The 25586-nt window shown below is 73.4% G+C and carries 20 protein-coding genes and 1 pseudogene; 9 read left to right on the forward strand and 12 right to left on the reverse strand.

The annotated features are described in order from the left end of the window. Positions 1 to 3: 3 nt before the first annotated feature. The 3 genes from ACMCNN_RS22885 to hrcA all read right to left on the reverse strand — a co-directional run bounded on the left by ACMCNN_RS22885 (position 4) and on the right by hrcA (position 3305). Positions 4 to 738 (reverse strand): 16S rRNA (uracil(1498)-N(3))-methyltransferase, encoded by a 735-nt coding sequence (locus ACMCNN_RS22885; RefSeq protein WP_412742565.1) that lies wholly within the window; start codon positions 736 to 738, stop codon positions 4 to 6. Between the two features lie 346 nt (positions 739 to 1084). Beyond that, positions 1085 to 2224 carry a molecular chaperone DnaJ gene (dnaJ, locus tag ACMCNN_RS22890; protein WP_412747247.1) on the reverse strand — a complete coding sequence of 380 codons (1140 nt, stop codon included), beginning with the start codon at positions 2222 to 2224 and terminating at the stop codon, positions 1085 to 1087. A 58-nt stretch (positions 2225 to 2282) separates the two neighbouring features. Beyond that, positions 2283 to 3305: a heat-inducible transcriptional repressor HrcA gene (gene hrcA, locus ACMCNN_RS22895; protein WP_412742566.1), complete on the reverse strand. Its 1023-nt coding sequence runs from the start codon at positions 3303 to 3305 to the stop codon at positions 2283 to 2285. Positions 3306 to 3502: 197 nt separating this feature from the next. Here hrcA and ACMCNN_RS22900 point away from each other — a divergent pair, with 197 nt between their 5' ends. Then, positions 3503 to 4132 (forward strand): DUF4870 domain-containing protein, encoded by a 630-nt coding sequence (locus ACMCNN_RS22900; RefSeq protein ID WP_412742567.1) that lies wholly within the window; start codon positions 3503 to 3505, stop codon positions 4130 to 4132. A gap of 51 nt (positions 4133 to 4183) precedes the next feature. Here the strand turns inward: ACMCNN_RS22900 and hemW are convergent, their stop codons facing one another. After that, a complete protein-coding gene (gene hemW / locus ACMCNN_RS22905; RefSeq protein ID WP_412742568.1) occupies positions 4184 to 5404 on the reverse strand; it encodes a radical SAM family heme chaperone HemW in 1221 nt (406 codons plus the stop codon). 37 nt (positions 5405 to 5441) lie between these two features. Here hemW and ACMCNN_RS22910 point away from each other — a divergent pair, with 37 nt between their 5' ends. From ACMCNN_RS22910 to ACMCNN_RS22920, 3 genes are all read left to right on the forward strand, one after another. Next, positions 5442 to 6221, forward strand: a complete 780-nt coding sequence (locus ACMCNN_RS22910; RefSeq protein ID WP_412742569.1) for an enoyl-CoA hydratase-related protein — start codon at positions 5442 to 5444, stop codon at positions 6219 to 6221. Between the two features lie 51 nt (positions 6222 to 6272). Further along, positions 6273 to 7124 (forward strand): hypothetical protein, encoded by an 852-nt coding sequence (locus ACMCNN_RS22915; RefSeq protein ID WP_412742570.1) that lies wholly within the window; start codon positions 6273 to 6275, stop codon positions 7122 to 7124. A gap of 149 nt (positions 7125 to 7273) precedes the next feature. Then, positions 7274 to 8950: a PAS domain S-box protein gene (locus tag ACMCNN_RS22920; RefSeq protein WP_412742571.1), complete on the forward strand. Its 1677-nt coding sequence runs from the start codon at positions 7274 to 7276 to the stop codon at positions 8948 to 8950. Between the two features lie 46 nt (positions 8951 to 8996). Here ACMCNN_RS22920 and ACMCNN_RS22925 read toward each other — a convergent pair whose 3' ends face one another. Next, complete coding sequence (locus tag ACMCNN_RS22925; protein WP_412742572.1) at positions 8997 to 9272, reverse strand: GlsB/YeaQ/YmgE family stress response membrane protein; 276 nt, start codon at positions 9270 to 9272, stop codon at positions 8997 to 8999. A gap of 70 nt (positions 9273 to 9342) precedes the next feature. Further along, a complete protein-coding gene (gene lepA, locus ACMCNN_RS22930) occupies positions 9343 to 11220 on the reverse strand; it encodes a translation elongation factor 4 (RefSeq protein WP_412742573.1) in 1878 nt (625 codons plus the stop codon). A gap of 347 nt (positions 11221 to 11567) precedes the next feature. Between lepA and ACMCNN_RS22935 the strand changes: the two genes are divergently transcribed. Beyond that, positions 11568 to 13241, forward strand: coding sequence for a diguanylate cyclase (locus ACMCNN_RS22935; RefSeq protein WP_412742574.1), 1674 nt, complete (start codon positions 11568 to 11570; stop codon positions 13239 to 13241). Between the two features lie 244 nt (positions 13242 to 13485). Continuing rightward, positions 13486 to 15186: a GGDEF domain-containing protein gene (locus ACMCNN_RS22940; RefSeq protein ID WP_412742575.1), complete on the forward strand. Its 1701-nt coding sequence runs from the start codon at positions 13486 to 13488 to the stop codon at positions 15184 to 15186. A gap of 243 nt (positions 15187 to 15429) precedes the next feature. On the opposite strand, the gene ACMCNN_RS22945 is transcribed toward ACMCNN_RS22940, so the two are convergent. Continuing rightward, positions 15430 to 15963, reverse strand: a complete 534-nt coding sequence (locus ACMCNN_RS22945) for a DUF4240 domain-containing protein (RefSeq protein ID WP_412742576.1) — start codon at positions 15961 to 15963, stop codon at positions 15430 to 15432. Between the two features lie 70 nt (positions 15964 to 16033). On the opposite strand from ACMCNN_RS22945, the gene ACMCNN_RS22950 reads away from it, so the two are divergent. After that, positions 16034 to 16999 (forward strand): phosphotransferase family protein, encoded by a 966-nt coding sequence (locus ACMCNN_RS22950; RefSeq protein ID WP_412742577.1) that lies wholly within the window; start codon positions 16034 to 16036, stop codon positions 16997 to 16999. Between the two features lie 164 nt (positions 17000 to 17163). Continuing rightward, positions 17164 to 17430: a 30S ribosomal protein S20 gene (gene rpsT, locus ACMCNN_RS22955; protein WP_412742578.1), complete on the forward strand. Its 267-nt coding sequence runs from the start codon at positions 17164 to 17166 to the stop codon at positions 17428 to 17430. A gap of 1118 nt (positions 17431 to 18548) precedes the next feature. Here the strand turns inward: rpsT and ACMCNN_RS22960 are convergent. The 4 genes and pseudogenes from ACMCNN_RS22960 to ACMCNN_RS22975 all read right to left on the reverse strand — a co-directional run. Continuing rightward, positions 18549 to 18783 (reverse strand): annotated as a pseudogene (locus tag ACMCNN_RS22960) (hypothetical protein); the annotation flags it as partial. Continuing rightward, positions 18780 to 19766, reverse strand: a complete 987-nt coding sequence (gene holA / locus ACMCNN_RS22965; protein ID WP_412742579.1) for a DNA polymerase III subunit delta — start codon at positions 19764 to 19766, stop codon at positions 18780 to 18782. The gene holA and the pseudogene ACMCNN_RS22960, both read right to left, overlap by 4 nt. A 447-nt stretch (positions 19767 to 20213) precedes the next feature. Further along, positions 20214 to 22685 (reverse strand): ComEC/Rec2 family competence protein, encoded by a 2472-nt coding sequence (locus tag ACMCNN_RS22970; protein ID WP_412742580.1) that lies wholly within the window; start codon positions 22683 to 22685, stop codon positions 20214 to 20216. Continuing rightward, complete coding sequence (locus ACMCNN_RS22975) at positions 22682 to 23596, reverse strand: helix-hairpin-helix domain-containing protein (protein ID WP_412742581.1); 915 nt, start codon at positions 23594 to 23596, stop codon at positions 22682 to 22684. Before ACMCNN_RS22975 ends, ACMCNN_RS22970 begins: the two co-directional genes overlap by 4 nt. Positions 23597 to 23841: 245 nt before the next feature. Here ACMCNN_RS22975 and ACMCNN_RS22980 point away from each other — a divergent pair, with 245 nt between their 5' ends. Beyond that, positions 23842 to 24678 (forward strand): putative protein N(5)-glutamine methyltransferase, encoded by an 837-nt coding sequence (locus tag ACMCNN_RS22980; protein ID WP_412742582.1) that lies wholly within the window; start codon positions 23842 to 23844, stop codon positions 24676 to 24678. Between the two features lie 3 nt (positions 24679 to 24681). On the opposite strand, the gene ACMCNN_RS22985 is transcribed toward ACMCNN_RS22980, so the two are convergent. Further along, positions 24682 to 25530 carry a DegV family protein gene (locus ACMCNN_RS22985; protein ID WP_412742583.1) on the reverse strand — a complete coding sequence of 283 codons (849 nt, stop codon included), beginning with the start codon at positions 25528 to 25530 and terminating at the stop codon, positions 24682 to 24684. Positions 25531 to 25586 lie beyond the last annotated feature (56 nt).

The raw sequence follows: 25586 nt of genomic DNA on the forward strand, positions 1-25586 counted from the left end.
GACTCACCACCGGCCCAGGCGGGTGGCGAGGACGGCCAGCGCGGCCACCCCGGCCGTGGACGTACGCAGCACGGAGTCGCCCAGCCGTACCGGCACCGCGCCCGCGGCCACGAACCGCCCCAGCTCCGCGTCGGCGATGCCACCCTCGGGCCCCACCACGAGCACGATGTCGCCGGAGTCGGGCAGCTTCGCCCCGGTGAGCCGGTCGGTCGCCTCCTCGTGCAGCACGAACGCCGCCGTCGCCGCGGAGATCAGGCCCGCCACCTGCGGCGTGGAGCAATCCGGCTGCCCGCCGACCGTGGGTAGCCACGCGCGCCGGGCCTGTTTGGCGGCCTCCCGTGCCGTGGACGCCCACTTCTCCCGGGCCCGCACACCGCGCTCCCCGCGCCACTGCACGATCGACCGGGAGGCGGCCCACGGCACGATCTCGTCCACGCCCACCTCGGTCATCGCCTGCACGGCCAGCTCCCCCCGGTCGCCCTTCGCGATCCCCTGCACCACCACCAGCCGAGGATCGGCGGCGGGGGTCACGGTCCGCGAGCCGAGCACGATATCGACGCTGCCCCGCCCGACGCGCACCACGGAGGCGGCAACCACCCCACCCCGCCCATCGGCCAGGATCAGCCGCTCACCGGCACGCAGCCGCTGCACATCGGCGGCGTGGTGCCCCTCCGGCCCGGACAGCGTGAAGCTCGCCCCGGCAGGCAGGTCATCGACGAGAAACAGCGGCGCGGACATGCCCGCACGGTACCGGTTGCGCCCGCAGGGTCGGGCAGGGCGCGGACATCCCCACGCCCACGGCGTGGTGATCGCACGAACCCGGCAGCGCGCAACCTCGCCCACGCCCACGGGGATGCGATCGCACAAGCCCGCCCGGCGCCGACATGCCCACCCCTCAACGGGGTCGTGATCACAAACCCGGCAGCGCACGACCATGCCCACGCCCTGCGGGGTTGTGATCGCACGGACCTGGCAGGGCGCGGGTGCCCGCTCATGAGCCGCTGGGCGAATGGGCTCCCGCGCCCGTTCTCCGCGGGAGCGACGGCTCAAGACCCCAACGGACCCGGGACAAAAGCCTAAAAAATCAATGTCCGTTGAAGGCGTCGCGCATGCGGGAGAAGAAGCCCCCCTGCTTGCTGAGCTCGGCGACGTCCTCGCCGCGGGTCTTGGCGAAGTCGCGCAGCAGCCGCTCCTGGTCGGCGGTGAGCTTGGTCGGCGTCTTGACGTCGAGGTGGACGAACAGGTCCCCGCGCCCCTGGCCGCGCAGGTGCGGCACCCCTTTGCCGCGGATGCGCAGCGTGGAGGCGGGCTGGGTGCCGGACTTGACCTCGATCGCCTCCTCGCTGTCGAGGGTCTTGATGGTCAGCCGCGTGCCGAGCGCGGCCGCGGTCATCGGCAGGGTGACGCGGCAGTGCAGGTCGTCGCCCTTGCGGGAGTAGACGTCGTGCGGGCGCTCGTGGATCTCGACATACAGGTCGCCGGCGGTGCCGCCGCCGGGGCCGACCTCGCCCTGCTGGGCGAGGCGGATCCGCATGCCGTCCTCGACCCCGGCCGGGATCTTGACGGTCAGGGAGCGACGGGTACGGATGCGGCCGTCGCCCGCGCAGGTCGGGCAGGGGTGCGGGATGACCGTTCCGTGGCCCTGGCAGACCTGGCAGGGCCGGGACGAGACGACCTGGCCCAGGAAGGTGCGCTGCACGGACTGGACCTCGCCGCGCCCGCCGCAGGTCTCGCAGGTGGCCAGGTGGGTGCCGGGTGCGGTGCCCGCGCCTGTGCACTGGGTGCACAGCACCGCGGTGTCGACGGTGATCGGCGCCTCGACGCCGAACGCGGTCTCCACCAGGTCGAGTTCGAGGCGCAGGATCGCGTCGGCGCCCGGCCGGGTACGCGGGCGCGGGCCGCGCGCGCCGCCTCCGGCCGCGGTGCCGAAGAAGGCGTCCATGATGTCCTGGAAGCCGACGAACGGCCCGGCGCCGCCGGGTCCGGCCGGTCCCCCGCCGCCGCCGGGTGCGAGGGGGTCGCCGCCGAGGTCGACGATCTGCCGTTTCTGGTCGTCGGAGAGGACCTCGTACGCCGCGTTGATGTCCTTGAACTTCTCGTGCGCCTCCGGATCGGGGTTGACGTCCGGGTGGAACTGGCGAGCGAGCTTGCGGTACGCGCGCTTGATCTCGTCGTCGGTGGCGTCCCGGTTGATCCCGAGAATTCCGTAGTAGTCCTTGGCCACTGGGGTTCGAGTCCTCATGTCTGCCACGCCATTGCGGGCACTCGTCGTCGTGGATCCGTCAGTTCTGTGCCAGCAGGTCGCCCATGTAGCGTGCCACGGCACGCACGGTAGCGATGGTGCCGGGGTAGTCCATGCGGGTGGGGCCGAGTACGCCCAGCCCGCCGACGATGGTGGCGCCCGGGCCGTAGCCCGTGCTGACCACCGACGTCGACCGCAGATTGTCGATCTTGTTCTCGTCGCCGATGCGGACGCGGGTGGTGCTCGGCTCCACCTCGCCGATCAGCTTGAGGAGGATGACCTCCTCTTCGAGGGCCTCCAGGACGGGGCGCAGGGTGCCCTGGAAGTCCAGCACGCTGGCGCGGGCCAGGTTGGCCGTACCGGCCAGGGCGACGCGTTCCTCGCTGCGCTCGACCAGCGTCTCCAGCAGCACCGTGGCCAGGCACGCGACCGTGGTGCGGCGTTCCGGGGCGGTCTCGTCGACCAGGCCCTGCACGAGCGGCGGGGTGTCGGCGAGCTTCTGCCCGGCCAGCTTCTCGTTGCACCGCCGGCGCAGCTCCGTGACGTCGTCGGGGCCCACCGGGGCGGGCAGCTCGACCAGGCGCTGCTCGACCCGGCCGGTGTCGGTGATCATCACGAGCATCAGCCGGGTGGTGGAGATCGGGACCAGTTCCAGGTGGCGCACCGCGGAGCGGGACAGGCTCGGGTACTGCACCACGGCGACGTGCCGGGTGAGCTGGGCCAGCAGCCGCACCGTACGGTGCACCACGTCGTCGAGGTCGACCGCGCCGACCAGGAACCGCTCGATGGCCCGGCGCTCGGCCGGGCTCAGCGGCTTGACCCGGGACAGCCGGTCCACGAACAGCCGGTAGCCGAGGTCGGTGGGCACCCGCCCCGCGCTGGTGTGCGGCTGGCGGATGTAGCCCTCCTCCTCCAGCACGGCCATGTCGTTACGCACGGTGGCCGGGGAGACACCGAGCTGGTGCCGCTCGACCAGGGCCTTGCTGCCCACGGGTTCCTGAGTGGCGACGTAGTCCTCGACGATGGCGCGCAGCACTTCGAGCTTGCGGTCATCGAGACTCATCGGACCCCTCCCCCCGGTCTGGTCGGTCAGCACCTGACTGGCACTCGGCTTGAGCGAGTGCCAGTCTACGTCGCCGCGGCCGATGGCGCGATGATCGCGCGCCACCCGGCCCGGGTCCCTTAGCCGACTGTCTATTCTTAGACGCCGTCCGCATGTTGACCTCGACCGTGTTGAGCTGCGGCCCTACCCTCTCTGGCATGACTGAACCGCCGCGCCCGCCCGGTGAGGGGAACCCAACGGACCCCACCGCGCCGTTCAACCCATACACGGGCAACGAGCCGACCCCAGGGTCGGCACCGCCCCCTCCGCCCGGTGCACCCCAGCCGCCGACGTACGGCACCCCGACTTCCGGGGGTGGCTACCCGCCGCCCAGCTCGGGAGCGGGCGGCTACGCACCCCCGCCCGCCGGTGGGTACGGCCCGCCGCCCGGCGGTGCCTACCCGACCGGGGGCACCCCGCCGCAGTACGGCTACAACCCGGGCGGCGCCAACGAGGACAAGACCTGGATCATGGTCGCCCACTTCGGCGGCGCGGCGGGTGCGTTCTTCGGCGGCGGCGCGGCGGGCTGGATCGCCCCGCTGGTCGCGCTGCTGGCCCGGGGCAACCAGTCCCCGATCGTGCGCCAGCACGCGGTGGCGGCGCTGAACTTCCAGCTCCTGTGGACGATCATCGCGGTGGTCGGCTACGCCCTGACCTGCATCGTCATCGGGATCATCCCGGTGATCGGCGCGGTCATCGTCGGCACGATCTTCGGCATCATCGCCGGCGTGAAGGCCAACAACAACGAGCCGTACTCGTACCCGATGACCGTCTCGATGATCAAGTAACCATCCCCCTGGCCATGGCGCCGGGTTCACCCCCGGCGCCATGCCGATGCGCTACGGCAGCAGGTCGCGCACGACCGCGTCGGCCAGCAGCCGCCCGCGCAGGGTCAGCACCACCCGCCCGGCCGCGTACGCCGCCGGGTCCAGCAGGCCGTCCCCGTGCGCCTGCCGGGCACCGGCCAGCCCGGCTGCGTCCAGGGCCGCCAGCGGCAGCCCGTCGGCCAGGCGCACCCGCAGCATGACGTCCTCGGTGTGCCGGTCGTCACCGGTGAGCAGCTCCCGCGCCTGGCCCGGCGAGACGCCCTCGGCCAGCCGCGCCGCGTACGTCGTCGGATGTTTGACGTTCCACCAGCGCACCCCGCCGACGTGGCTGTGCGCTCCGGGCCCCAGGCCCCACCAGTCCCCGCCGGTCCAGTACAGCAGGTTGTGCCGGCACCGGGCGGCGGGCGCGGCCGCCCAGTTGCTCACCTCGTACCAGGACAGGCCGGCCGCGTTCAGCGCGGCGTCCGCGGCCAGGTAGCGGTCCGCGGCCACGTCGTCATCCGGGTACGGCAGCTCGCCGCGGCGCATCCGCGCGGCCATCCGGGTGCCGTCCTCCACGATCAGGGCGTACGCGCTGACGTGGTCGACCCCGGCGCCCGTCGCGGCGCGCAGGGACGCGGCGAAGTCGTCCGCGCTCTCCCCCGGAGTGCCGTAGATCAGGTCGAGGTTGACGTGGTCGAACCCGGCCTCCCGTGCCTCGATCGCGGCCTGCGGGGCCCGCCCGGCGGTGTGCCGGCGTTCCAGCACCTGCAGCACGCCCGGCGCGACCGACTGCATGCCCAGCGAGATCCGGGTGTACCCGGCCTTGCGCAGCCGCTGCAGCGAGCGCGGGGTGACCGACTCCGGGTTGGCCTCGGTGGTGACCTCCGCGTCACCGGCCAGCCCCCAGGTGGCGTCGATGCCCTCCAGGATGCGGCCCAGGTCGTCCGGGTCGAGCAGGGTCGGTGTGCCGCCGCCCACGAAGACCGTGTCCACCCGCGGGGGCGGGCTCTCCAGCACCCGGGCGGCCAGGGCCAGCTCGGCCAGCACGGTGTCGGCGTACCCCTCCCGGCTCGCACCGCCGCCCAGCTCACTGGCCGTGTACGTGTTGAAGTCGCAGTAGCCGCACCGGCTGGCGCAGAACGGCACGTGCACGTAGACGCCGAAGCCCCGCGCGCCCACGTCGGTCAGAGCGGTGGCGGGCAGCGAGCCGTCGCTGGGTACTGGCTCGCCGTCGGGGAGGGTGCCGGGCATGTCACAAGTGTGCACGGCCGCCGATAGGGTCGGGCGCATGGATCTGGTCCGTACCGTCACCGCTGCCGGGGTGACCACCGTGACGCTGGACAGCCCGGCCAACCGCAATGCGCTGTCCAGCCAGCTGATGGAAGAGCTGCTCGACGCGTTCACCGCCGCGCACGACGATCCCGCCGTGCGGGCCGTGGTGCTCTCCCACACCGGCCCGGTGTTCTGCTCGGGCGCCGACCTCAAGGAGACGGCGCGGGCGAAAGAGGGCGCGCGGGTGCCCGCCGAGCTGCTGGCCGACGTGCTGTCCGAGCTGTGGGAGTTCCCCAAGCCGGTGGTGGCCCGGCTGGCCGGCCCGGCCCGCGCGGGCGGGCTCGGCCTGGTCGCTGCCGCCGACGTCGCCGTCTGCACGCGCGCGGCGACGTTCGCGTTCTCCGAGGTACGCCTCGGCGTGGTCCCGGCGGTGATCAGCGCCACCGTGCTGCCGCGGCTGACCTCCCGAGCGGCCGCCGAGCTGTATCTGACCGGGGACGTGTTCGACGGGGTGCGGGCGGCCGAGATCGGCCTGGTCACCCGGGCGGTCGAGGACGACGCGCTGGACGCGACGGTCGCCGCGTACTGCGACTCGCTGGTGCGTGGCGGGCCGCTGGCACTCGCGGGCGCGAAGCAGCTGCTGCGCCGGGCGCCGTCCGGTTCGATCAAGGAGGACCTGGCCGAGTTGTCCGAGCAGTCCGCCGGCTACTTCCGTTCGGACGAGGGCGTCGAAGGGGTGTCGGCGTTCCGGGAGAAGCGACCGGCGTCCTGGGTACCCAGCGCCACGGACAGCTGATCGGAGAGTCACGCGCGCCCGTTGACTACGCTGGGGGCCGGCAAAGAGGGGGTGCGCGTGCGAAGACGACCGGTCGTCCTGATCGCTGTGCTCGTCCTCGTGGCCGCGGTCGCCGTCGTGACCGCGGTCAATTCCATGGGCGGCAAGCTGCCGCACCTGGGCCCGGAGTGCGTCGTGCAGGCCGACGGCCAGGTGGCGCTGGACGCGGTGCAGATGGCCAACGCGGCCACGATCACCGCGGTCGGCGTGCGCCGCAAGATGCCCGAGCGGGCCGTAGTGGTCGCTCTGGCCACCGCGTTCCAGGAGTCGAAGCTGGAGAATCGCGGCGACGGCGACCGGGACTCCGTCGGGCTGTTCCAGCAGCGGCCCAGCCAGGGCTGGGGCACCCCCGAGAACATTCAGGACCCCCGGTACGCCGCGGACAAGTTCTACTCCGCCCTGAAGAGGGTCAAGGGGTGGGAGCAGATGCGGGTCACCGACGCGGCGCAGCAGGTGCAGCGCTCGGCGTTCCCCAACGCGTACGAGAAGTGGGCGGATGAGTCCGCGGTGCTGGCCCGTGCGCTCACCGGCCGCGCCACCGGCGCGGTGACCTGCACCATGGCCGATGAGCCCGCGCTGCGTGGCGCCGCGGCCGCCGACGCCATCGCGAAGGGCCTGCAGGACGACTGGGGCACCAGCGTCCCGGCGCGGGCCCGGCAGGCCGACGGTCTCACCCTGGCCGTGAAGGACGCGGGCGCCGGCTGGCGGTACGCGCACTGGCTGGTCGCCCACGCCCGCAACACCGGCCTCGAACGGGTACGTTTTGCTGACCTTGAGTGGCGCGCCGAGGCGGGCAAGTGGCAGCCGGTGACCGCGGCGGATGCGGCGGGCGGCCGCGCCGTGGTGGCCGAAGTGTTCCACTGACCTGGAAATCAACGGATGTGAGTGGATACTCCGGCCGAATCGCCCCTCCGGTGATCCTGCTCTGCGTGGCATGACGAAGCGTCGCGGGCCATTGCGCTGCGTATATATCGATATGGACAGACAGCTACCGCCCTGGTACTAGTAGGGGCGTGTCAGAGGCCGTGCAATGGATCGCGCTCGGTGCCGCGAGCATCACCGCCGTCCTCGTGGGGGTCCACCGCAACCGGCCCGCCCGCGTCGGGCCGTGGCTGTTACTGTCCGGCGCGCTGGCCAGCCTGGCCGTCGGCGACGTCTGCTACGCGCTCGGCGCGACGACCTCCGCCGACCTGTCGTACGCGATCATGTTCCCGCTGTTGGCGCTGTGCCTGCTGCAGCTCACCCGCGGCGGCGCCGTCCTCGTCGATCGGGCCCGGCTCATCGACCTGCTGGCCTTCACCTGCTCGGCCCTGCTCGTGGTGTGGGTCTTCGCGCTGGGCGGCAGCGGCGAGGTCGGCGCGATCTCCGCCGCCGACGTGCTCGGCGACCTGTTGCTGATCGCGGTCGCGGCCCGGCTGACGGTGGCCGCACCCAACTGGTCCGCGCTGCTGTTGCTGGTCGGCGCGCTGGGCCTGCTGGGCGCCGACGTGGCCTACCCGCTGGCCCCCGGCCCGCTCGCCGAGACCGGCTACACGATCCTGTACGTGGCGTGGGGTGCCGCCGCGCTGCACCCGTCGATGGCCCGGCTGACCGCACCGCACCAGGCGCGCCCGACGCCGTGGCGCGGCCGGTGGGCCGCACTGCTGGCGGTGTCCGTGGCCACCCCGCCGGTGGTGCTGCTCATCGAGGCGGTCACGACCGGGGTCACGGACGGGGTGGTGATCGCCGCGGCGAGCGTGATCACGGTGGTGCTCACGTTCACCCGGCTGGCCGACTCGCTCGGTCAGCACAGCGCGGCGCTGACCCGGGAGCGGGGGCTGCGCGAGGCCAGCGCCGCCCTGGTGGCCGCCGCCGACCTGCCCGCCGTGGACGAGGCGGTCCGGGCCGCCGTGCATCAGCTGCTGCCCGACGGCGTACACCGGGTGGCCTTCGCCACGGACGACCGTCAGCTCGCCCTCGCCCTCGCCGCGCAGACCGCCGAGGCCCGCCGCGTCCATCGGGTGCCCGGCACCGCCACCGCGGGGCACCGGGAGCGCAGTTGGTGGCTGCCCGATCCGGGGACCGGCGACGGCGCGATCACCCTCGTCTGCCCCTTGTGGCTGGAGCCGCTCGCAGTGGCCCGGCCCAGCGGCGGGGCGCTCGTGCTCAGTGGCGCCCCGGAGTTGCTCGGCGCCACCCGCGACACCCTGGAAGTGCTGGCCGGGCAGGCGGCCCTCGCGCTGGACCGCATCTCGCTGGTCGACGCGGTGGGCCGCCGCGACAGCGACCTGTATCTGCGGGCGGTCATCCGCAACACCGCCGACGCCATGCTGGTCATCGACTCCGACCAGCACATCCGCTATGCCAGTCCGGCCGTACGGCGGCTCGTCGGGGTCGCGGAGCTGGCGCCGCTGGCCACCCTGCACGACCTGGTGCACCCCGACGACCGGGCGCAGGTGCACGAGGCGCTGCGGGCCGAAGGGGACGGGGTGGTGTTCTGTGCGCTGCTGCGCCCCGACGGCACCCAGGTGTTCGTCGAGGCCACGTACCGGGATCTGCGGGAGGACCGGCTGGTTCAGGGTTTCGTGGTGACGATGCGCGACGTCACCGACGGCCACGAGCCGGGAGAACGGCTCCCCCGGCTCGATCACGTCGGCGAGCTGCCCGCACGGGTGAACCGGCGCAGCGCCCAGCACAAGTTCCGGTACTGAGCGCCGCGCCGGTGCGTGAGGCGTTCGGCGGGCAGGCGCCGCCGCCTCAGCGGGTGATGCCGCGGCGACCGGCCGCACCGACCACCAGGGCGACGCCGATCGCCGCCAGCACCACCTGGAAGAGCAGCTCGGTCCAGTCCATGCCGCGGGTGTCCGCGACGCCCACGGCCCGGGCGATCACCGTCCCCAGCAGCGCGGCGACGACACCGATCACCATCGTCAGCCAGATCGGGATGTTCTGGCGACCGGGTACGACAAGGCGGCCCAGCGCGCCGATGATCAGGCCGACGATGAGGGCGCTGAGGATGCCGGTGACAGTCATGGGAAACCTCCTTGGGGGGTCTTAAGTTCAGGCCCCCACAATTTCCCGTGCGCCCAGCGCCCAAACCCGGTTACTTCTTTCCGGTGGCCTTCGGGTCGACCGAGTCGGACGTCGACAGCGCGGCGATGAAGGCCTCCTGGGGCACCTCCACCCGGCCGACCATCTTCATCCGCTTCTTGCCTTCCTTCTGCTTCTCCAGCAGCTTGCGCTTACGGCTGATGTCACCGCCGTAGCACTTGGCCAGTACGTCCTTGCGGATCGCCCGGATGGTCTCGCGGGCGATGACGCGGCTGCCGATGGCCGCCTGGATCGGCACCTCGAACTGCTGCCGCGGAATCAGCTTCTGCAGCTTCGCGGCGATCGTGACCCCGTACGTGTAGGCCTTGTCCTTGTGCACGATGGCGCTGAACGCGTCGACCGGCTCCCCGTGCAGGAGGATGTCCACCTTGACCAGGTCGGCGACCTGCTCCCCCGAGGGCTCGTAGTCCAGCGACGCGTACCCCTTGGTCTTGCTCTTGAGCTGGTCGAAGAAGTCGAAGATGATCTCGGCGAGCGGCAGCGTGTAGCGCAGTTCGACGCGTTCCGACGATAGGTACTCCATGCCCAGCATCTGGCCGCGGCGGCTCTGGCACAGCTCCATGACCGCACCGACGTACTCGTTGGGCACCAGCACGGTGGAGCGCACGACAGGTTCGTGGATCTCCGCGATCTTGCCGGTGGGGAACTCGCTCGGGTTCGTCACGACGTGCTCGACGGCGTCCTCTGTGTACACGCGGTAGACCACGTTCGGCGCGGTCGAGATCAGGTCGAGGTTGAACTCGCGCTCCAGGCGCTCGCCGATGATCTCCAGGTGCAGCAGTCCCAGGTAGCCGCAGCGGAACCCGAAGCCCAGCGCCGCGCTGGTCTCCGGCTCGTACGTCAGGGCGGCGTCGTTGAGCTTCAGCTTGTCCAGCGCGTCGCGCAGCGCCGGGTAGTCCGAGCCGTCGATCGGGTACAGGCCCGAATACACCATCGGCTTCGGGTCCTTGTAGCCGCCCAGCGGCTCGACGGCCGGGCGCGCATTGCCGGTGACCGTGTCGCCGACCCGGGACTGGCGCACGTCCTTCACGCCGGTGATCAGGTAGCCCACCTCGCCGACGCCCAGCGCACCGGCCTTCTCCATCTCGGGCGAGACCACCCCGATCTCCAGCAGCTCGTGCACCGCGCCGGTGGACATCATCTTGATCCGGTCGCGGGCCTCGATCCGGCCGTCCACCACCCGGACGTAGGTGACCACGCCGCGGTACACGTCGTACACCGAGTCGAAGATCATCGCCCGGGCCGGGGCCGCCGCGTCGCCGACCGGGGGCTTGAACTGGCGCACGATCTCGTCCAGCAGGTGCTCGACGCCCAGGCCGGTCTTGCCGGAGACCCGCAGCACGTCGTCGGGCTCGACACCGATCAGCTTCGCCAGCTCCTCGGCGTACTTCTCGGGCTGGGCGGCCGGCAGGTCGATCTTGTTGAGCACCGGGATGACGTGCAGGTCGTTCTCCATGGCGAGGTACAGGTTGGCCAGCGTCTGCGCCTCGATCCCCTGCGCGGCGTCGACCAGCAGGATCGCCCCCTCGCAGGCGGCGAGACTGCGCGACACCTCGTACGTGAAGTCGACGTGGCCCGGGGTGTCGATCATGTTGAGCACCGCGGACTCGCCCTGCTGCGCGCCCTCCCGGACCACCCACGGCATGCGCACGGCCTGGGACTTGATCGTGATGCCGCGCTCGCGCTCGATGTCCATCCGGTCGAGATACTGCGCGCGCATCTGGCGTGGGTCGACCACCCCGGTGATCTGCAGCATGCGGTCGGCCAGTGTCGACTTGCCGTGGTCGATGTGCGCGATGATGCAGAAGTTACGGATGCGGCCGGGGTCGGTCGCTCCGATGACGTTCACGGGGTCGAGCGGTGCAGGCACGATCGTCCGTTCTTTAGCTGGATGCGTCTGCGCGTGAGGCGTGTGGCCGGCCGGCGGACATGCCGACCGCTACCTATCGTCCCACGCCCCGCGTCGACGCTCGGCCCACACCCGGGCCAGCGCCCCGGGCCCCATCTCCGCCACGCCCGGCGCCATGGCGGCGGGTTCCGACGCCGGACACGGCGGCGGGTTCCGACGCTGGAGGCGGCGGCGGGTTCCGACTCTGGAGGCGGCGGCGGGTTCCGACTCTGGAGGCGGCGGCCGCCCTGGCCGGTCGCCGAAGCCCCTGGTCAGGTCGAACAGCTCCCGGTCGATCGGTAGGACGGGACTGGAGACCGGGAGGCGAGATGAACGGCGTGCCGCAGGCGCACCCGGCGACCGAGGTGGCCGCGCCGCCGCCCGAGGACGGCGCCGGGGTCCCGTTCGATCGGGACGCGGCGAACCGGATATTCGACGAATACGAGGACCGTTCCGACTTCGACCTGGCCGAAGCCGAGCAGCTGGCGGCCCGGTTCGAGGCGGCCGCCGAGGCCCACGGGGAGACCGAGCTGCTCTGGCGCGCCCGCCTGCTCCGCGCCGACATGCTCGAATGCCGCGGTGAGCCCGCCGAGTCGATGCGCATCCTGTCGGACGCCCTGGACTGGGCGAAGGTCCACGACTGCCGGCGGGTGCAGGTCCGCGCCCACCACGTACTGGCCCGGCTGTACCACCTCATGGGCGACCTGGCCGCGACCCTGGATCACACGCTGCAGTGCGTGAGCACGCTGGACGACACCATCCCGATCGCCAACCGGATCGGCTGCCTGATCAAGCTCGCCGACGCGTTCGCCATGACCGGGTCGATCCCGGCCGCTCGGGAACGCTACGAGCAGGCCGAACGGCTGGCCGCCGAGCACGGCATCGTGAACCGGCAGCTGGCCGCGCTCAACAACTGGGCCTACACCGAATACGAGGCGGGCGACGGAGAGGGCGCCCGCGAGGTGCTCGCGCGGCTGCGCCGGGTCGCGCACGCACACGGCAAGCCGCTGAACTCCAACGTGCTGGACACGCTCGCCCGGGTGGAGATGCTGTGCGGCGATCACGCCACGGCACTGCGGGCGGCCCACGACGCGCTCGCCGCCTTCCGGCGCGAGAACCGCGTACGGGAGGTGGACGCCGAGACGGACCTGATGCTCACGCTCGCCCTGGTGCAACGCCGCAGCGGCGACCTGGCGGCCGCGCTGCACACCGTCACCGAGGTGCAGCGCATGTGTGAGCGGCTCCCGCTGGTCAGCAACGCCGCGCAGGCCCTGTCGGAACTCGCCGAGATCCATGCCGCCCGGGGGAACTTCGAGCGCGCCTACCGCCTCGTGCGCGAGTTCAACGCCGCCCAGGAACAGCTGAGCTCCGCGCAGCACGAGATCCAGGCCCGCAACCGCCAGGTGATGTTCGAGGTCGCCGAGGCACGCCGGCAGGCTGAATGGTTCCGCGAGCAGGCACACCGCGACGCGCTCACGGGCCTGCACAACCGGCGCTACGTCGACGAACACCTGCCGCACCTGCTGCGCCGCGCCGCCACCGACGGTTTCCGCGTGACGATCGCCCTGCTCGACCTCGATCACTTCAAACGCATCAACGACACCCTCTCGCACGAGGCCGGCGACCAGGTGCTGACCGCCGTGGCCGACCTGCTCGACGCGGTCGAGACCGGCCCCGACGGGTTCACCGCGCGACTCGGGGGCGAGGAGTTCGTGGTGGTGATGCGCGGCATCGACGCGGACGCGGCGGTGGCCCGGCTGGACGCGCTGCGCCGTACCGTCGCCGGTCACCCCTGGCAGCCGATCACCGGGGATCTGCCGGTCACCACCAGCATCGGAGTCGCGGCCGCCACGGCGGACAGCACCCAGAGCACGCTGCTCGGCGAGGCCGACGCGGCGCTGTACACGGCGAAGCGCAACGGCCGGAACCGGATCAGCGTCGCCGCGGCGACCACCGGGCCGAAGCGCCGGCGCTGGCGCGACGCGCCCCGCCTGGCCTCGTAGCTCCGGCCCCGTAGCTCTGGCCTCGTGGCCCGGCCTCGTGGCGCTCGGCTATTGGGCCGGGCCTCGTGGGCCGGGCCTCGTGGGCGGGCCTCGTGGGCGGGCCTCGTGGGCGGGCCTCGTGGGCCGGGCCTCGTGGGCCGGGCCTCGTGGCTCTGGTCGCCCAGCCCCGATGTCGGCGGGTCCTTCCGCAGGTCGGCCGGGCCTTGGTCGATGGGAGGGGTGACCGGACTCGACAGGGGGCGAGATGAACGCAGCGCCGCAGGCTGACTCCGTCCCGCCATCCGGCCCCACGGCGGCCTCCGGGACGCTGGCGTTCGATCCTGTGGCGGCCTCCCGGACGCTCGCGTTCGATCCCGCGGCGGCCTCCCGGACGCTCGACCGGTTCGAGGACGATGGCGACTTCGACGTCGCCGAGACGGAGCGCATCGCCGTCGAGATCGAAGCCGGCGCCGAGGCGCACGGCGAGACCGAGCTGGTCTGGCGGGCGCGACTGCTGCGCGCGACCATGCACGAGTACCGCGGTGACCTCGCCGCGTCGGCACGGATCCTGTCCGACGTCCTGGCCTGGGCCGACGCGCACGAACGCCGTCAGGTACAGGCGAGCGCCCACCGCGTACTGGCGCGGCTGCACCGCGCGATGGGCGACATGGGGGCCTCCCTGGACCACAGCCTGCAATGCGTGAACGCCCAGGACGACAGCACCCCGGTGTCGATCCGGATCGCCTGCATGATCAAGCTCGCCGACGCGTTCGCCCGGACCGGGTCCGCCGGCGCCGCGCGCGAGCGCTACGAGGAGGCCGACCGCCTCGCGGTCGAGACCGGCAATCTGTACAAGCGGATCATGGCCCTCAACAACTACGCGTACGCGGAGTACGAGGAGGGCAACGGGGAGCAGGCCCGGAGCGTGCTCGCGCGGCTCCGCGACGTCGCACGGGCGCACGGCATGCCGCTCGGCTTCTCGGTGCTGGACACCGTGGCCCGGGTGGAGACGCTCTGCGGCGACCACGATGCGGCGGAGCAGGCCGCCCTGGCCGCGCTCGACGCCCTGCGCGGTGAGGAACTCACCCAGGACGCCGACGCCGAGACGGATCTGCTGCTCACCCTGGCGCTGGTGCAACGACGCAAGGGAAACCTGGCGGCGGCCCTGCGTACAGTCGCCGAGGTGCAGCAGGAGAGCGAGCGGCTGTCCCTGACCTACAACGCGGCGCAGGCCCTGTTCGAACGGTCCGAGATCCACGCCGCCGCCGGGGATTACAAGGACGCCTACCTGGCGCTGAGCGAATTCAACGCCGCCCAGGAACGCCTCAGCTCCGCCGAACGCGAGGTCCAGGCCCGCAACCGCCAGGTCATGTTCGAGGTCGCCGAAGCCCGCCGCCAGGCCGAATGGTTCCGCGAGCAGGCGCTGCGCGACGCCCTCACCGGCCTGCGCAACCGCCGCTACGTCGACGAACACCTGCCGGCGCTGCTGCACCGCGCCACCGCGGAAGGCTCCCCCGTCACCATCGCCCTGCTCGACCTCGATCACTTCAAACGCATCAACGACACCCTCTCGCACGAAGCCGGCGACCAGGTGCTCACCGCCGTCGCAAGCCTGCTCGACGCGGTAGAGGTCGGCCCGGACGGCTTCGCCGCCCGTCTCGGCGGTGAGGAGTTCCTCCTCGTCGTACGCGGCACCGACCCCGGCCGGGCCGTGACCCGCCTGGAGGACCTGCGCCGGACCATCGCCGACCACCCGTGGCAGCCGATCACCGGGGAACTGCCCGTCACGATCAGCATCGGGATCTCCGCGGCCGCACCGGACAGCACCCAGCGGTCTTTGCTCAGCGAGGCCGACGAGGCCCTCTACCGGGCCAAGCGGGGCGGCCGGAACCGGATCCATCTCGCCCCGAACGCCACCGCCCCGAAGCGGCGCCGCTGGCGGGACGCCGCCCGCCTGGCGTCTTAACCAATCTGGCCTTCCAGCCGCCCAGCCGCCCAGCCGCCCAGACGTCCTAGCTGCCCTGGCGTTTCCGGCTGCCCTGGCGGGCTGGCCGGGGCCGCCGAGGCCGCGCTGTGCGGCGCCGCCATTTCCAGCCGCCCCGGCGTTTCCAGCCGCCCCGGCGTTTCCAGCCGCCCCGGCATTTCGGCCCAGGGGGTGCGCCGTGATCCGGGCCTGCGGCGGTCCCGCCGGCCGCCCGGCCCCGTCGGCCTACTCGGGCGGCTCCAGGAACAGCTCGGACAGGCGCGGCAGGCGGCGGCGCATCTCGTCCTCGTCGTCGAAGTCCCAGAGCTGGTCGGGGTCCGGACGACCAGGCGGCGCCGGTGGCGGCGGCAGCGCGCCGCCGGTGGCCCGCTCGTACGCCCGCGCGGGCACCCCCAACACCTCCTCCGCCTCGAACACGGCGCCCGTGTGCACGGCGGCCCGCACAGCGGACAACTCGGCCAGCGAATCCGGGGCGCGCACGGCGTGGGCCAGTGCGTCCCGCCCGTGCGCGATCAACCAGCCGCGGAAGTGGTCGAAGCCGTCGTCCGAGCAGCCGCCGTTGATCAGATAGGCCGCCGCCCACAGGTCCTCCGTCGCGGAGGCGGTCATCACCTTGTCGAGGTGACGGGCCCAGGCGACGATCTCCTGCGGGTCACGGGCGGCCAGGTCGGCCACGGCACGCTCGGCCACCTCCTCGGGGGTGGCCGGTCGGTCGGCGGTCGCCCGGCCGATGACCGCCCAGAAGTCGTCCGTTCTCATGCCGGGGATGCTGCCAGGCGGGTGCGACATTGTCGGCGCGGCGTTGCCGGGCACCGGCAGGATGGTCGGCATGCGTGCCGTCTCGCTGCCCGACGTCCCGTACGGAGCCACGGCTGTGCGCCCGGACTGGTCCGCGCTGCCAGTAGCTGTGCGCGACGCGATCAGCGCCCGCCTCGGCGGCCCGGTCGCCAGCGCGGTCTCGGCCGGTGGCGGCTTCACCACGGCGTTCGCGGCCCTGGTCACGACCGCCGACGGCGTGCGCGGGTTCGTAAAGGCCGCGCCCACGGCCGACCCCACCGCCGACTGGTACGCCCGCGAGGCCGCGGTCACGGCCGCCCTGCCGCCCGGCGTACCCGCAGCGCGCCCGCGCTGGACCCTCACCGCAGGCGGCTGGTACGTGCTCTGCCTCGACCCGGTCGACGGTCACGTGCCGGCGCTTCCGTGGACCCCCGCCGACCTGGACGCGGCGCTGCGGGCGTGGTCGGCCGCGGCGGCGGCGCTGCACTCCCCGACCGCGGAGCTGCATGCCGTGGGGCTGCCCCCGCTGGATGCGATCCTGCGCGCCGAGTTCTCGTGGTGGCGCGCCATCGCCGCCGGGCACGAGGCCATTCCTCCGGTCCCGGCGTGGGTGCCCGCGCGGCTCGGTGAGCTGGCGGCGCTCGAGGCAGCCCTGCCGCCGCTCGCGTCCGGCACCGGGATGGTGCACGGCGACCTGCGCGTCGACAACGTGCTCATCGACCGTACGGGCGCCGCGTGGCTGTGCGACTGGACCTGGCCGTGCCTGGGTGCTCCCTGGTTCGACACGGTGACGTTGCTGATCAGTGCGTACGCGAGCGGGCTCGACGCCGATGCCCTGCTGGCGCCCTGGGCGGCGCCGCCGGACGGGATCGACGGGGCACTGGCCGCGCTGGCCGGATACTGGCTGGTCCGGGCGGCCGGCGGACCCAGCAGCGCGTCACCGCACAGCCGCCAGCACCAGCGGTTCAGCGGCGGTCAGGCGCTGGCCTGGCTGGCGGCCCGGCGCGGCTGGGCGTAGGCCGGCCGCCGCTGACGACCCGGCCGTTTTTGCGGGCCGCGACGGTGCTGGTAACCTGGTTCCTCGCGTGTGGTGACGCGCCGCTGTCGGCTGCTGTTCCTTGACCGATGCGGTGACCACTCGCACGAGACATCATCCGAACCTAGTCAGGACAAGGCTGTCGCGTGGCGAACATCAAGTCCCAGATCAAGCGCAACCGGCAGAACGAAAAGGCCCGGCTGCGCAACAAGTCGGTCAAGTCGTCGCTGAAGACCGTGATCCGCAAGCTGAACGAGGCGAGCGAGGCCGGCAACGCCGAGACGGCGACCGCGCTGCTGCGTGACGCCTCCCGTCAGCTCGACAAGGCCGTCAGCAAGGGCGTCATCCACAAGAACCAGGCGGCGAACCGCAAGTCGGCCATCGCCAAGCGGGTCGGTTCGCTCTCCGCCTGAGGCATCCGTGGCCGCCGTGGCGGTCCGCGTTCCGCCCGGCTGAGCACGGGCGGAACAACTCCGGGCACCCCCGGACCGTGAGGTCCGCGGAGGTGCCCGTTGTCGTGTCCGGAAGCCTCTGACGCGGCATCTGCCCGACCTGGTCCCTGGACGGCGTGGGATGCAGCGCCGCCGCGCCCGGCCCCGGCTGGCCCGACGCCATCTGCGCAGGTCACCAAGACCCATCACGGTTGTACGGCTGCCCGGCAGCTTTCACGCCGTTGGCCTGAGCGAAGGTCTCGCCGAGGGGTTCAAGCGGCCTTCGGGTCACCGCAGCTCTCCGCAGCCAGCTTCAGCGTGTCAGCGCCCGACCCGCCTACCGACGCGGCGCGGCAGCTCTACACGCCGTCGAGCCGCCCCACACGCAGCCTGGCGGCCCCGCACTGCCCGCCGCCGAGCCTCGCGAGCCGGTCCCAGCCCACGGCCCGGCCAGGCTAACCGCGCCACCACCCGCCCCGTGGGCTGGCCTACCTACTCGTAGTGATGGGCCGCCGACTGCCGGGCACGCTGCTCCGCGTCCAGCTGATCGGCCCAGAGCCGGGTTGTCGGGGCTTCGTTGAGGGCCCCGGCGAGGTGGAGCGTTCCCTCGCGAGGGACGGGTTCGAGAGGTGGGGCCGTCTGCATCGCCGCGCGTGCGGCGTCGATACGGGCCCGCAGGTCGACCGTGCTGTAGTGCCCCATTCCGCCGTCCCCGTAGGTGAATCCCGTCTCCTCGTACTCGGGTTCGGCGTGCTCGTAACCGAGGCCGGCACCCTCGCCGACCGGCTCGTGATCCTCGTACCCATAGCCCTGCCCGGCATCATCGAACCTGGCCTCGTCGAACCTGGCCTCGTCGAACCCGAGCCCCAGTTCCCGGTACGCGGGCTCCGCCTCGTCGAACACCGACCCGGCCTCGTCGTCGAACGCGGGCAGCTCAGCGTGGGGAGGCGTCCAGACCATCGGGCCGTCGGCGGGCGGCGGGGCGACCGCCGACCGCAGCCTCGGCCCCGTCCGCTGCCGCCCGGACACGGACTGCCGGCTCCGGGCGGAACGCGCGCCGCCGCCCGGCTCCGGCGCGATCACGGTACGACTCGCGGCGCCCGCGATCAGGTCGTTGAGCTTCACCATCGCCGCCACCGTCAGCGGCAGCACGACCACACCCCACCAGCTCACCAGCTCGGCCAGCGCGAGAAGGATGGCGAGCGCCGCCGACCCCTCGAGGAACACGAAGCAGAGGAATCCACTGGGCGCGAGGTGCCTGAGCCGGAGCAGGCGGGCGTACATGGGGGGCTGCAGGCTCGCCGGTGCCCGGCGTGACCGGATCGTGCGGGTCATCGGACGCTCCCCGCTCGGCGGGCGGCCGCGACGGCGACGACGGCCTGCTCCAGGGCGTACCCGCGGTCCTCCGCTCCGCCCTTGACCGCGGCGTTGCAGTCGGCCGCCGCACGCATCGCGTCGACCAGACCTTCGGGGGTCCAGCCGCGGCTGCGCTCCTGCGCCTTCTGGATCTTCCAGGCGGGCATCCCGAGCGTGCTCGCCAGCTGATACGGGTTCCCCCGGCCGGCCGACGCGACCCGCGCCACCGTACGGACGCCATCCGCCAGCGCATCCGCGATCGGCACCGGGTCGACGCCCACATGCAGGGCCCAGCGCAACGCTTCCAGCGCCCCGGGCACGTCACCGACCATCGCGGCGTCGGCGACCGTGAAGCCGCTCACCTCCGCCCGGCCCCGGTAGTACCGGGCGACCACCGCCTCGGTGATCCGGCCATCGGTGTCGGCCAGCAGCTGCGAACACGCGGCGGCGATCTCGCGGAGGTCGTTGCCGACGGCGGCCAGCAGCGCGGCCGCGGCCACCTCGTCGCACCGGCCACCGTTGCGGCGGAACTCGTCGCGTACGAAGGCGATCCGCTCGCGGTCACCCTTGAGCTTGGCGGCGGCCACCACGGTCGCGCCGGCGGCGCGCAGGCCGTCGGCGAATGCCTTGCCCTTGGCGGCACCGAGGTGGGCGACGATCAGGGTGACGTCCGGGTCGGGATTCTTCGCGTACGCCAGCAGCGCGGTCACGAGGTCCTTGCGCGCGTCCTGTCCGCCTCGGACGACCAGCACCCGTCGGCCGCCGAACAGCGACGGGCTGAGCATCTCGGCGACCTCGCCCGCGGTGAGCGCGGAGGCCTCGTACTCGCGGACGTCCGCGCCCGGGTCGACGGCCCGGGCCGCGTCGACGGCCGCCGTAACCGCGCGGGCGGACAGCAGCTCCTCGTCGCCGAGAACAAGCACGAGTGGGACAGGTGGGGCAGCGGCGTTCACGCCCCACATCGTCGCACGATGCCCACTGCTGTCACGGCGCCTCACTCCCGCGCGCGCGGGATCCGCCACCGGAACACGAAAGCAGACATATCGGCTCTCCGGAATGTGGCGCCGACCGCACCGACGGCCGAGCAGGCGCGGCGGGTCCCCGCAGCTGCGGACGTGACCCGGGGCACATCCCGCAGTGATCGCCCGTCGTCGAACCAATCCGGAGCCCGTCTCCGGGCGTGTCGCCCGGGATCCCTGCTGCGCCACCGGCACCACGTCTCCCTCAATTCCGTCGACCATGTCGCGCTCACCTCGCCAGGCCTCAGGACCACCTGCTGCTGGCCCTGCCGCGCCCGTCGCAGGGCGGCGGGTCCTGGCGGCCAACCGGGCGCCGCTGGGCGCCCCAGCCTGCCGCTGTGCGAAGCCTCGGCGTGACAGGGGACTCCGGGGGCGGACGGCCGCACGCGGTCAACTCGCCGCAGGGCCGCGGGCTGCCACGGCCAGTCCGGTCGGGGTCGCCACCACCGCGATGTCCCCCTGGAGGTCCGTGCGCAATACCCGCGTGCCCGCTCGGGTCAGCCGGGCCAGCAGCGCCGCGTTCGGATGGCCGTAATCGTTGTCGAGCCCTACGGACACGAGCGCCACGGCCGGATTCACGGCATCCAGGAATCGCGGCTCCTGGTAGCCACTGCCGTGATGCGCGACCTTGAGGACGTCGGCCCGGAGGGCATCCGGCCCGAGACGGGCCAGCAGCGCATCCTGTTCCTCGGTCTCCGCGTCGCCCGGCAGCAGCACCGCGCGCCCCCGTACGTGGGCCAGCAGCACGAGCGAATTGTTGTTCGGGTCCGAGTTCGTCCCGTGCAGCGGCGCGACGGGGCCGAGCACGGTCAGCTGCAGGTCGCCCGCAGCGTATGACCACCCGGGACTGATCGGCTGCACCGGCGCGTGGGCGTCACCGGCGGCGCGGGCCACCGCGGCACGGCCAGCGGCCGGGTCGGGCCAGCCCGGGGTGACCACCGCCGCCACCGTACGGCCGCGGAACACGCCCGCCACCCCGCCCACGTGGTCGGCGTGGAAGTGACTCACCACGAACACCGCCACCTCCCGAACGCCGAGCCGCCGCAGGCACCCGTCGACGGGAATGGGCTCGGGCCCGGCGTCGACCACCACGGCCCGCCCGGATCCGACGGGCAGGACGATCGCGTCGCCCTGCCCGACCGCGCACGCCACGGCCAGCCAGCGCGGCGGCGGCCAGCCCGCGGCCAGCAGCCGTACGGGCAGGGTGCCCAGCACCGCGCCGACCGACATGACGGCGACGAGCCGCCGCACGATGGGCTTGCGCGCCGCCACCAGCAGGGCGGCCGTCGCCGCGGCCAGCAGGAGGGCACCGGTGACGCCCCCCGGCCACGGCAGGGCACCGGCCGGGATCCGGGCACCGACCGTCGCCACGACCACGAGCCAGCGCGCGGGCCACTGCCCCGCCCAGGCGGCGAACTCGGCTCCGGACGGCCACATGGGCGACAGCACCGCCGCGGCCACCCCGAGCAGGGTGGCCGGTGCGATCGCGGGCACGACCAGCAGATTCGCGGGCACCGCAACGAGGCTGACCGTGCCGGACAGCCCCGCCACCACCGGCCCGCAGGTGACCTGCGCGGCGGCCGGTACGGCGAGCGCTTCCGCCGCCCATCCGGGCCAGCCGCGGCGCCGCAGCGCGTCACGCCAGTGCGGCGCCAGCAGCAGCAGACCGCCCGTGGCCAGTACCGACAACGCGAACCCGGCGTCACCGGCCAGTTCGGGGTCGACGACGACCAGCGTCGCGATGCCCGCGCCGAGCGCCGGCAACGCCGCCCGTGGCCGACCCGCGGCAAGGCCGAGCAGCCCGATCCCGCCCATCGCGGCGGCCCGTACCACGCTCGGCGACGGGCGGGCCAGCAGCACGAATCCCGCCAGCGCGACCGCGCACACCACGGCGGTCAGCACCGGCCCGGCCCGTACCCAGCGCAGCAGGAACAGCACGACCCCGAGGACGATCGCGACGTTGGCACCGCTGACGGCGTTGAGGTGGGTCATTCCGGTGGTGCGGAAGTCCTCCGCCAGCCCCGGATCCAGGCGGCTGGTGTCCCCGACGACCAGCCCCGGTAGCAGCCCGCCGGCAGCGTCGGGCAGCGGTGCGCATGCCCGCTGCAAGCCTGCCCGCAACGCGCCCGCAGCCCGTTGCGTCCATGGTGGACGCCCGTGCAGCGTGGGCGCCCGCTGGACGGACAGGACGGCCGCGCGCAGATCGCCGCCGCGCGGTGCCAGCAACCGCCCCGTCGCCGTGGCGCGCTGGCCGGGGAGCAGCCCGCGCCAGCCGGGGTCGTTGGCCAGTACCAGCGCGCGGACGTCGAGGCGCAGGGCGAGCACCGGGTCATGGGCGCGCACCCCGGTGAGATCGACGGCGACCAGGTAGGTGATCGGCCGCCCGGGCGTACCGGTGAGCGCCCGCGGGTCGTCGGTGACGACGACGTCGGCCTCCACCGTCGCACCAGTGGCGACCAGCGCTGCCAGCGGTGCGGCGTCGCGCACCGCGACCCGGACGGCGGTCGCGCCCGCGCCACACGCAGCGCCGAGCAGCGTGGCCACGGCGATCCAGCGGAGGGCGGGCACCCCGGCCACCGCGATCCAGTGGACGGCGGGCCGCGTGGCCACGGCGATCCAGCGGACGGCGGGCACCCGGGGGACGGACGCGCCTCGCCGGGCCGGGAACATCCACCGACGGCAGCGCGCCGGGTCGAGAACGCTGCAGGCCAGCGCCACGATCAGGGCGGCCACGGCCTGGATCGCACCGGCGACGGCCGACGAGTGCAGGGCCAGGAGGGCCGCCAGCCAGACCGCCACCGCGAATCCGGCCAACCGCAGATCCGGCGGGCGCGGGGTGTCGGTGCCCGGCTCGGCGCTCACACCGTCACCAGGTCTTTGAGCTGCTCGTACCGTGATTCGCCGATGCCGTCGACCTGGCGCAGGTCGCTGACGGCCGTGAACCCGCCCCGCGCCTGCCGGGCGTCGAGGATCCGTTGGGCCAGGACCGGGCCGACGCCGGGCAGCGAGTCCAGCTCGGACAGGGTCGCGGTGTTCAGGTTGACCGGTCCGGGCGGTGCTGCGGCAGGGGCGGCGCCGGCGGGAACCGGCCCGCCGGGGAGCGGTGCGGTAGTGCCGACCATGATCAGCTCGCCGTCGACGACCTTGCGGGCGAGGTTCAGCAGGGCCACGTCCACGCCCGGCTCGGCGCCTCCGGCGGCCTGCAGCGCGTCCGCGACGCGGGCGCCGGGTGGGAGGTGGACGAGGCCGGGTTTGCGGACCTTCCCGCCGACGGCGACGACGATCTCGGTGCTGGCGGAGCGGCCCGCGGATGCCCCGGCCGGGCCCGGCACGGCCGTTCCGGACACTGCGGCGCGGGGTTGGGGCCGGGCGACGCCGGGCGTGTCCACCGCGGCTGCGACGGGCTCGACTTGCGGGCGGGCGCGCCAGGCCAACACTCCGGCCACGAGCACCACGACGACCCCGACGAGGGCGAGCGCCCGCACCCCGAGCCGACCAGGATCGAACGCGGTCAGCACGGCGGCCCTGCGGTCCTGGCCGGGCCGGGGCCCGAAGGCGCCTTCTCCCGCGAGGCGGGCCGCCTCAGCCGCCCGGGGGCCGATGCCGGCGGCCGCCACCGGGAACGACACTTCCGCCGACTCCCCGGACAGCGGATGGCGATCCGGCGTCACGCCGCCGGAACCCCGTGCATCGGACGGGTCCGGAACACGGCCGGGCAGGACTGTCCGCAGTCGGGCGCGTACCGGGTCGCCGGGGTCAGGGGTGTCTCGCACGCCGGGGACCGTACGGCCACCCGGGCGCGCCGTGCATCGTCGCCTGTGGACGACGCCCCGGTGTGGAAAACTCGGCCTTCGCACACCGGAGGAACACATCAGCCGATGAAGCCCACCGCCCGCTGGAGAGAACTGCTCGACCAGCGACTTCAGGAAGCCGTCACCGTTCTCGGCCGGATCCACGGTGTCCGGGGATTCATCGTCGGCCCGCATCGACGTTCCGGACGGTGTGCTAGGCAGGGTTCGTGACATCCGGGATCCCCGCGTCGGTGCTGGCCGACGCCGTCCGCACCCTCCGTACGGCGGGTTGCGTGTTCGCCGAGGACGAGGCCGCCGTGCTGGGCGCCGCAGCCGCCGACGTGGCGACCCTGGAGGCGCTGGTCCGGCGCCGGGCCGCTGGGGAGCCGCTCGAACAGGTGGTGGGCTACGCCGACTTCGAAGGGGTACGGGTCCGGCTGAGGCCGGGTGTCTTCGTGCCGCGGGTCCGCAGTGCACTGCTGGTCCGCCTGGCCGCCGCGGCCGCGCGGGAACGCCCCCGCACCGCGCACACCGCCGGGGACAGCCAGGAGTCCCCGGTACGGCACCCGGTCGTCGTGGACCTGTGCTGCGGCTCCGGCGCGCTCGGCCTCGCGGTACGGCATCGCGCGCCGGACGCGGACCTCTACGCGGCCGATGTCGACCCGGTCGCGGTGGCCTGCGCCCGGGAGAACCTCGGCGCCGACGGCACGCGCGTCTTCGCGGGTCACCTGTTCGACGCTCTTGCGCCCGGCCTTCGCGGGCGGGTCGACGTCCTGATCGCCAACGTGCCGTACGTCGCCACCCGGCACCTCCCGCTGCTACCCGCCGAGGCCAGGCTGTACGAACCACGCACCGCGCTGGACGGCGGCGCCGACGGCCTGGACGTCTTCCGCGCGGTGGTGGCGGCGGCGCCCGCCTGGCTCGCCCCGGCCGGGATGCTGTTCTCCGAGATCACCGACGCCCAGGCGGAGGCGGCGTCGGCTGCGCTGGGGGCGGCGGGCCTGCGCCCCACGGTGCACCACGACGCGGACCTGGAAGCCACCGTGATCCAGGGCTGCCACTAGCGATCACGGGCGCCGGTGCACGACCACCCCGGCCACACCCGGCCCCACATGCGCCGCGACCACCGCTCCGATCTCCGTCACGTAGCAGTCCTGCAGCCGGTCCCCCAGGCGCACCGAGACCGCGTCGGCGAGAGCGGCCGCCCGCTCCGGTGCCCCGAGATGGTGCACAGCGATGTCCACATCCCCGCTGCCGGAGGCGTCCACGGCGAGATCGACGAGCCGGGCGAGGGCCCGCCCGGCCGTGCGGACCTTGTCGCGCACCACGATCGTCCCGTCCACGACGTGCAGGATCGGCTTCACCGACAGCGCCGTGCCCAGCAGAGCGGACGCCGCGCCGATCCGCCCGCCCCGGCGCAGGAATTCGAGGGTGTCGACGTAGAACAGGATCGCGACGTGGTCGGCGTGCGTGACGGCGGCCCGCCGTACCTCGCTCAGGGATCCGCCCCTGCCCGCCTCGGCCGCCGCGGCCAGCGCCGCGAAGCCCAGCCCCATCCCGGTCGTGCCGCTGTCCACGACCTCGACCTGCGGGCCGATCTCGGCGGCGGCCAGGCAGGCCGCATCGTACGTGCCGGACAGCTTGGCGGACAGGTGCACCGAGACGATGCCGTCGGCGCCCTTGTCGAGCAATTCCCGGTACGTGGCGAGGAACTGCTCCGGCGCGGGCCGGGAGGTGCTGACCGCGACGCGGCGGGCCCCGAGCGCCCGCGCCACGTCGTCCGGCGAGATCTCCTGCCCCTCGCGACCCGCGTGCCCGTTCACGACGACGGTGAGGGGGACGACGGTGAGGTCGTACGTGCCGCTCAACTCCGCGGGCAGGTACGCCGTGGAGTCGGTCACGACCGAGACGGGCATGCGGGCACGGTAGCCGATCGGCCACCCGTTCGTGCGGTACCGGCGTGTCGCGCCGG

This window comes from Krasilnikovia sp. MM14-A1004 (assembly GCF_047159485.1).
Lineage (GTDB): Bacteria > Actinomycetota > Actinomycetes > Mycobacteriales > Micromonosporaceae > Actinoplanes.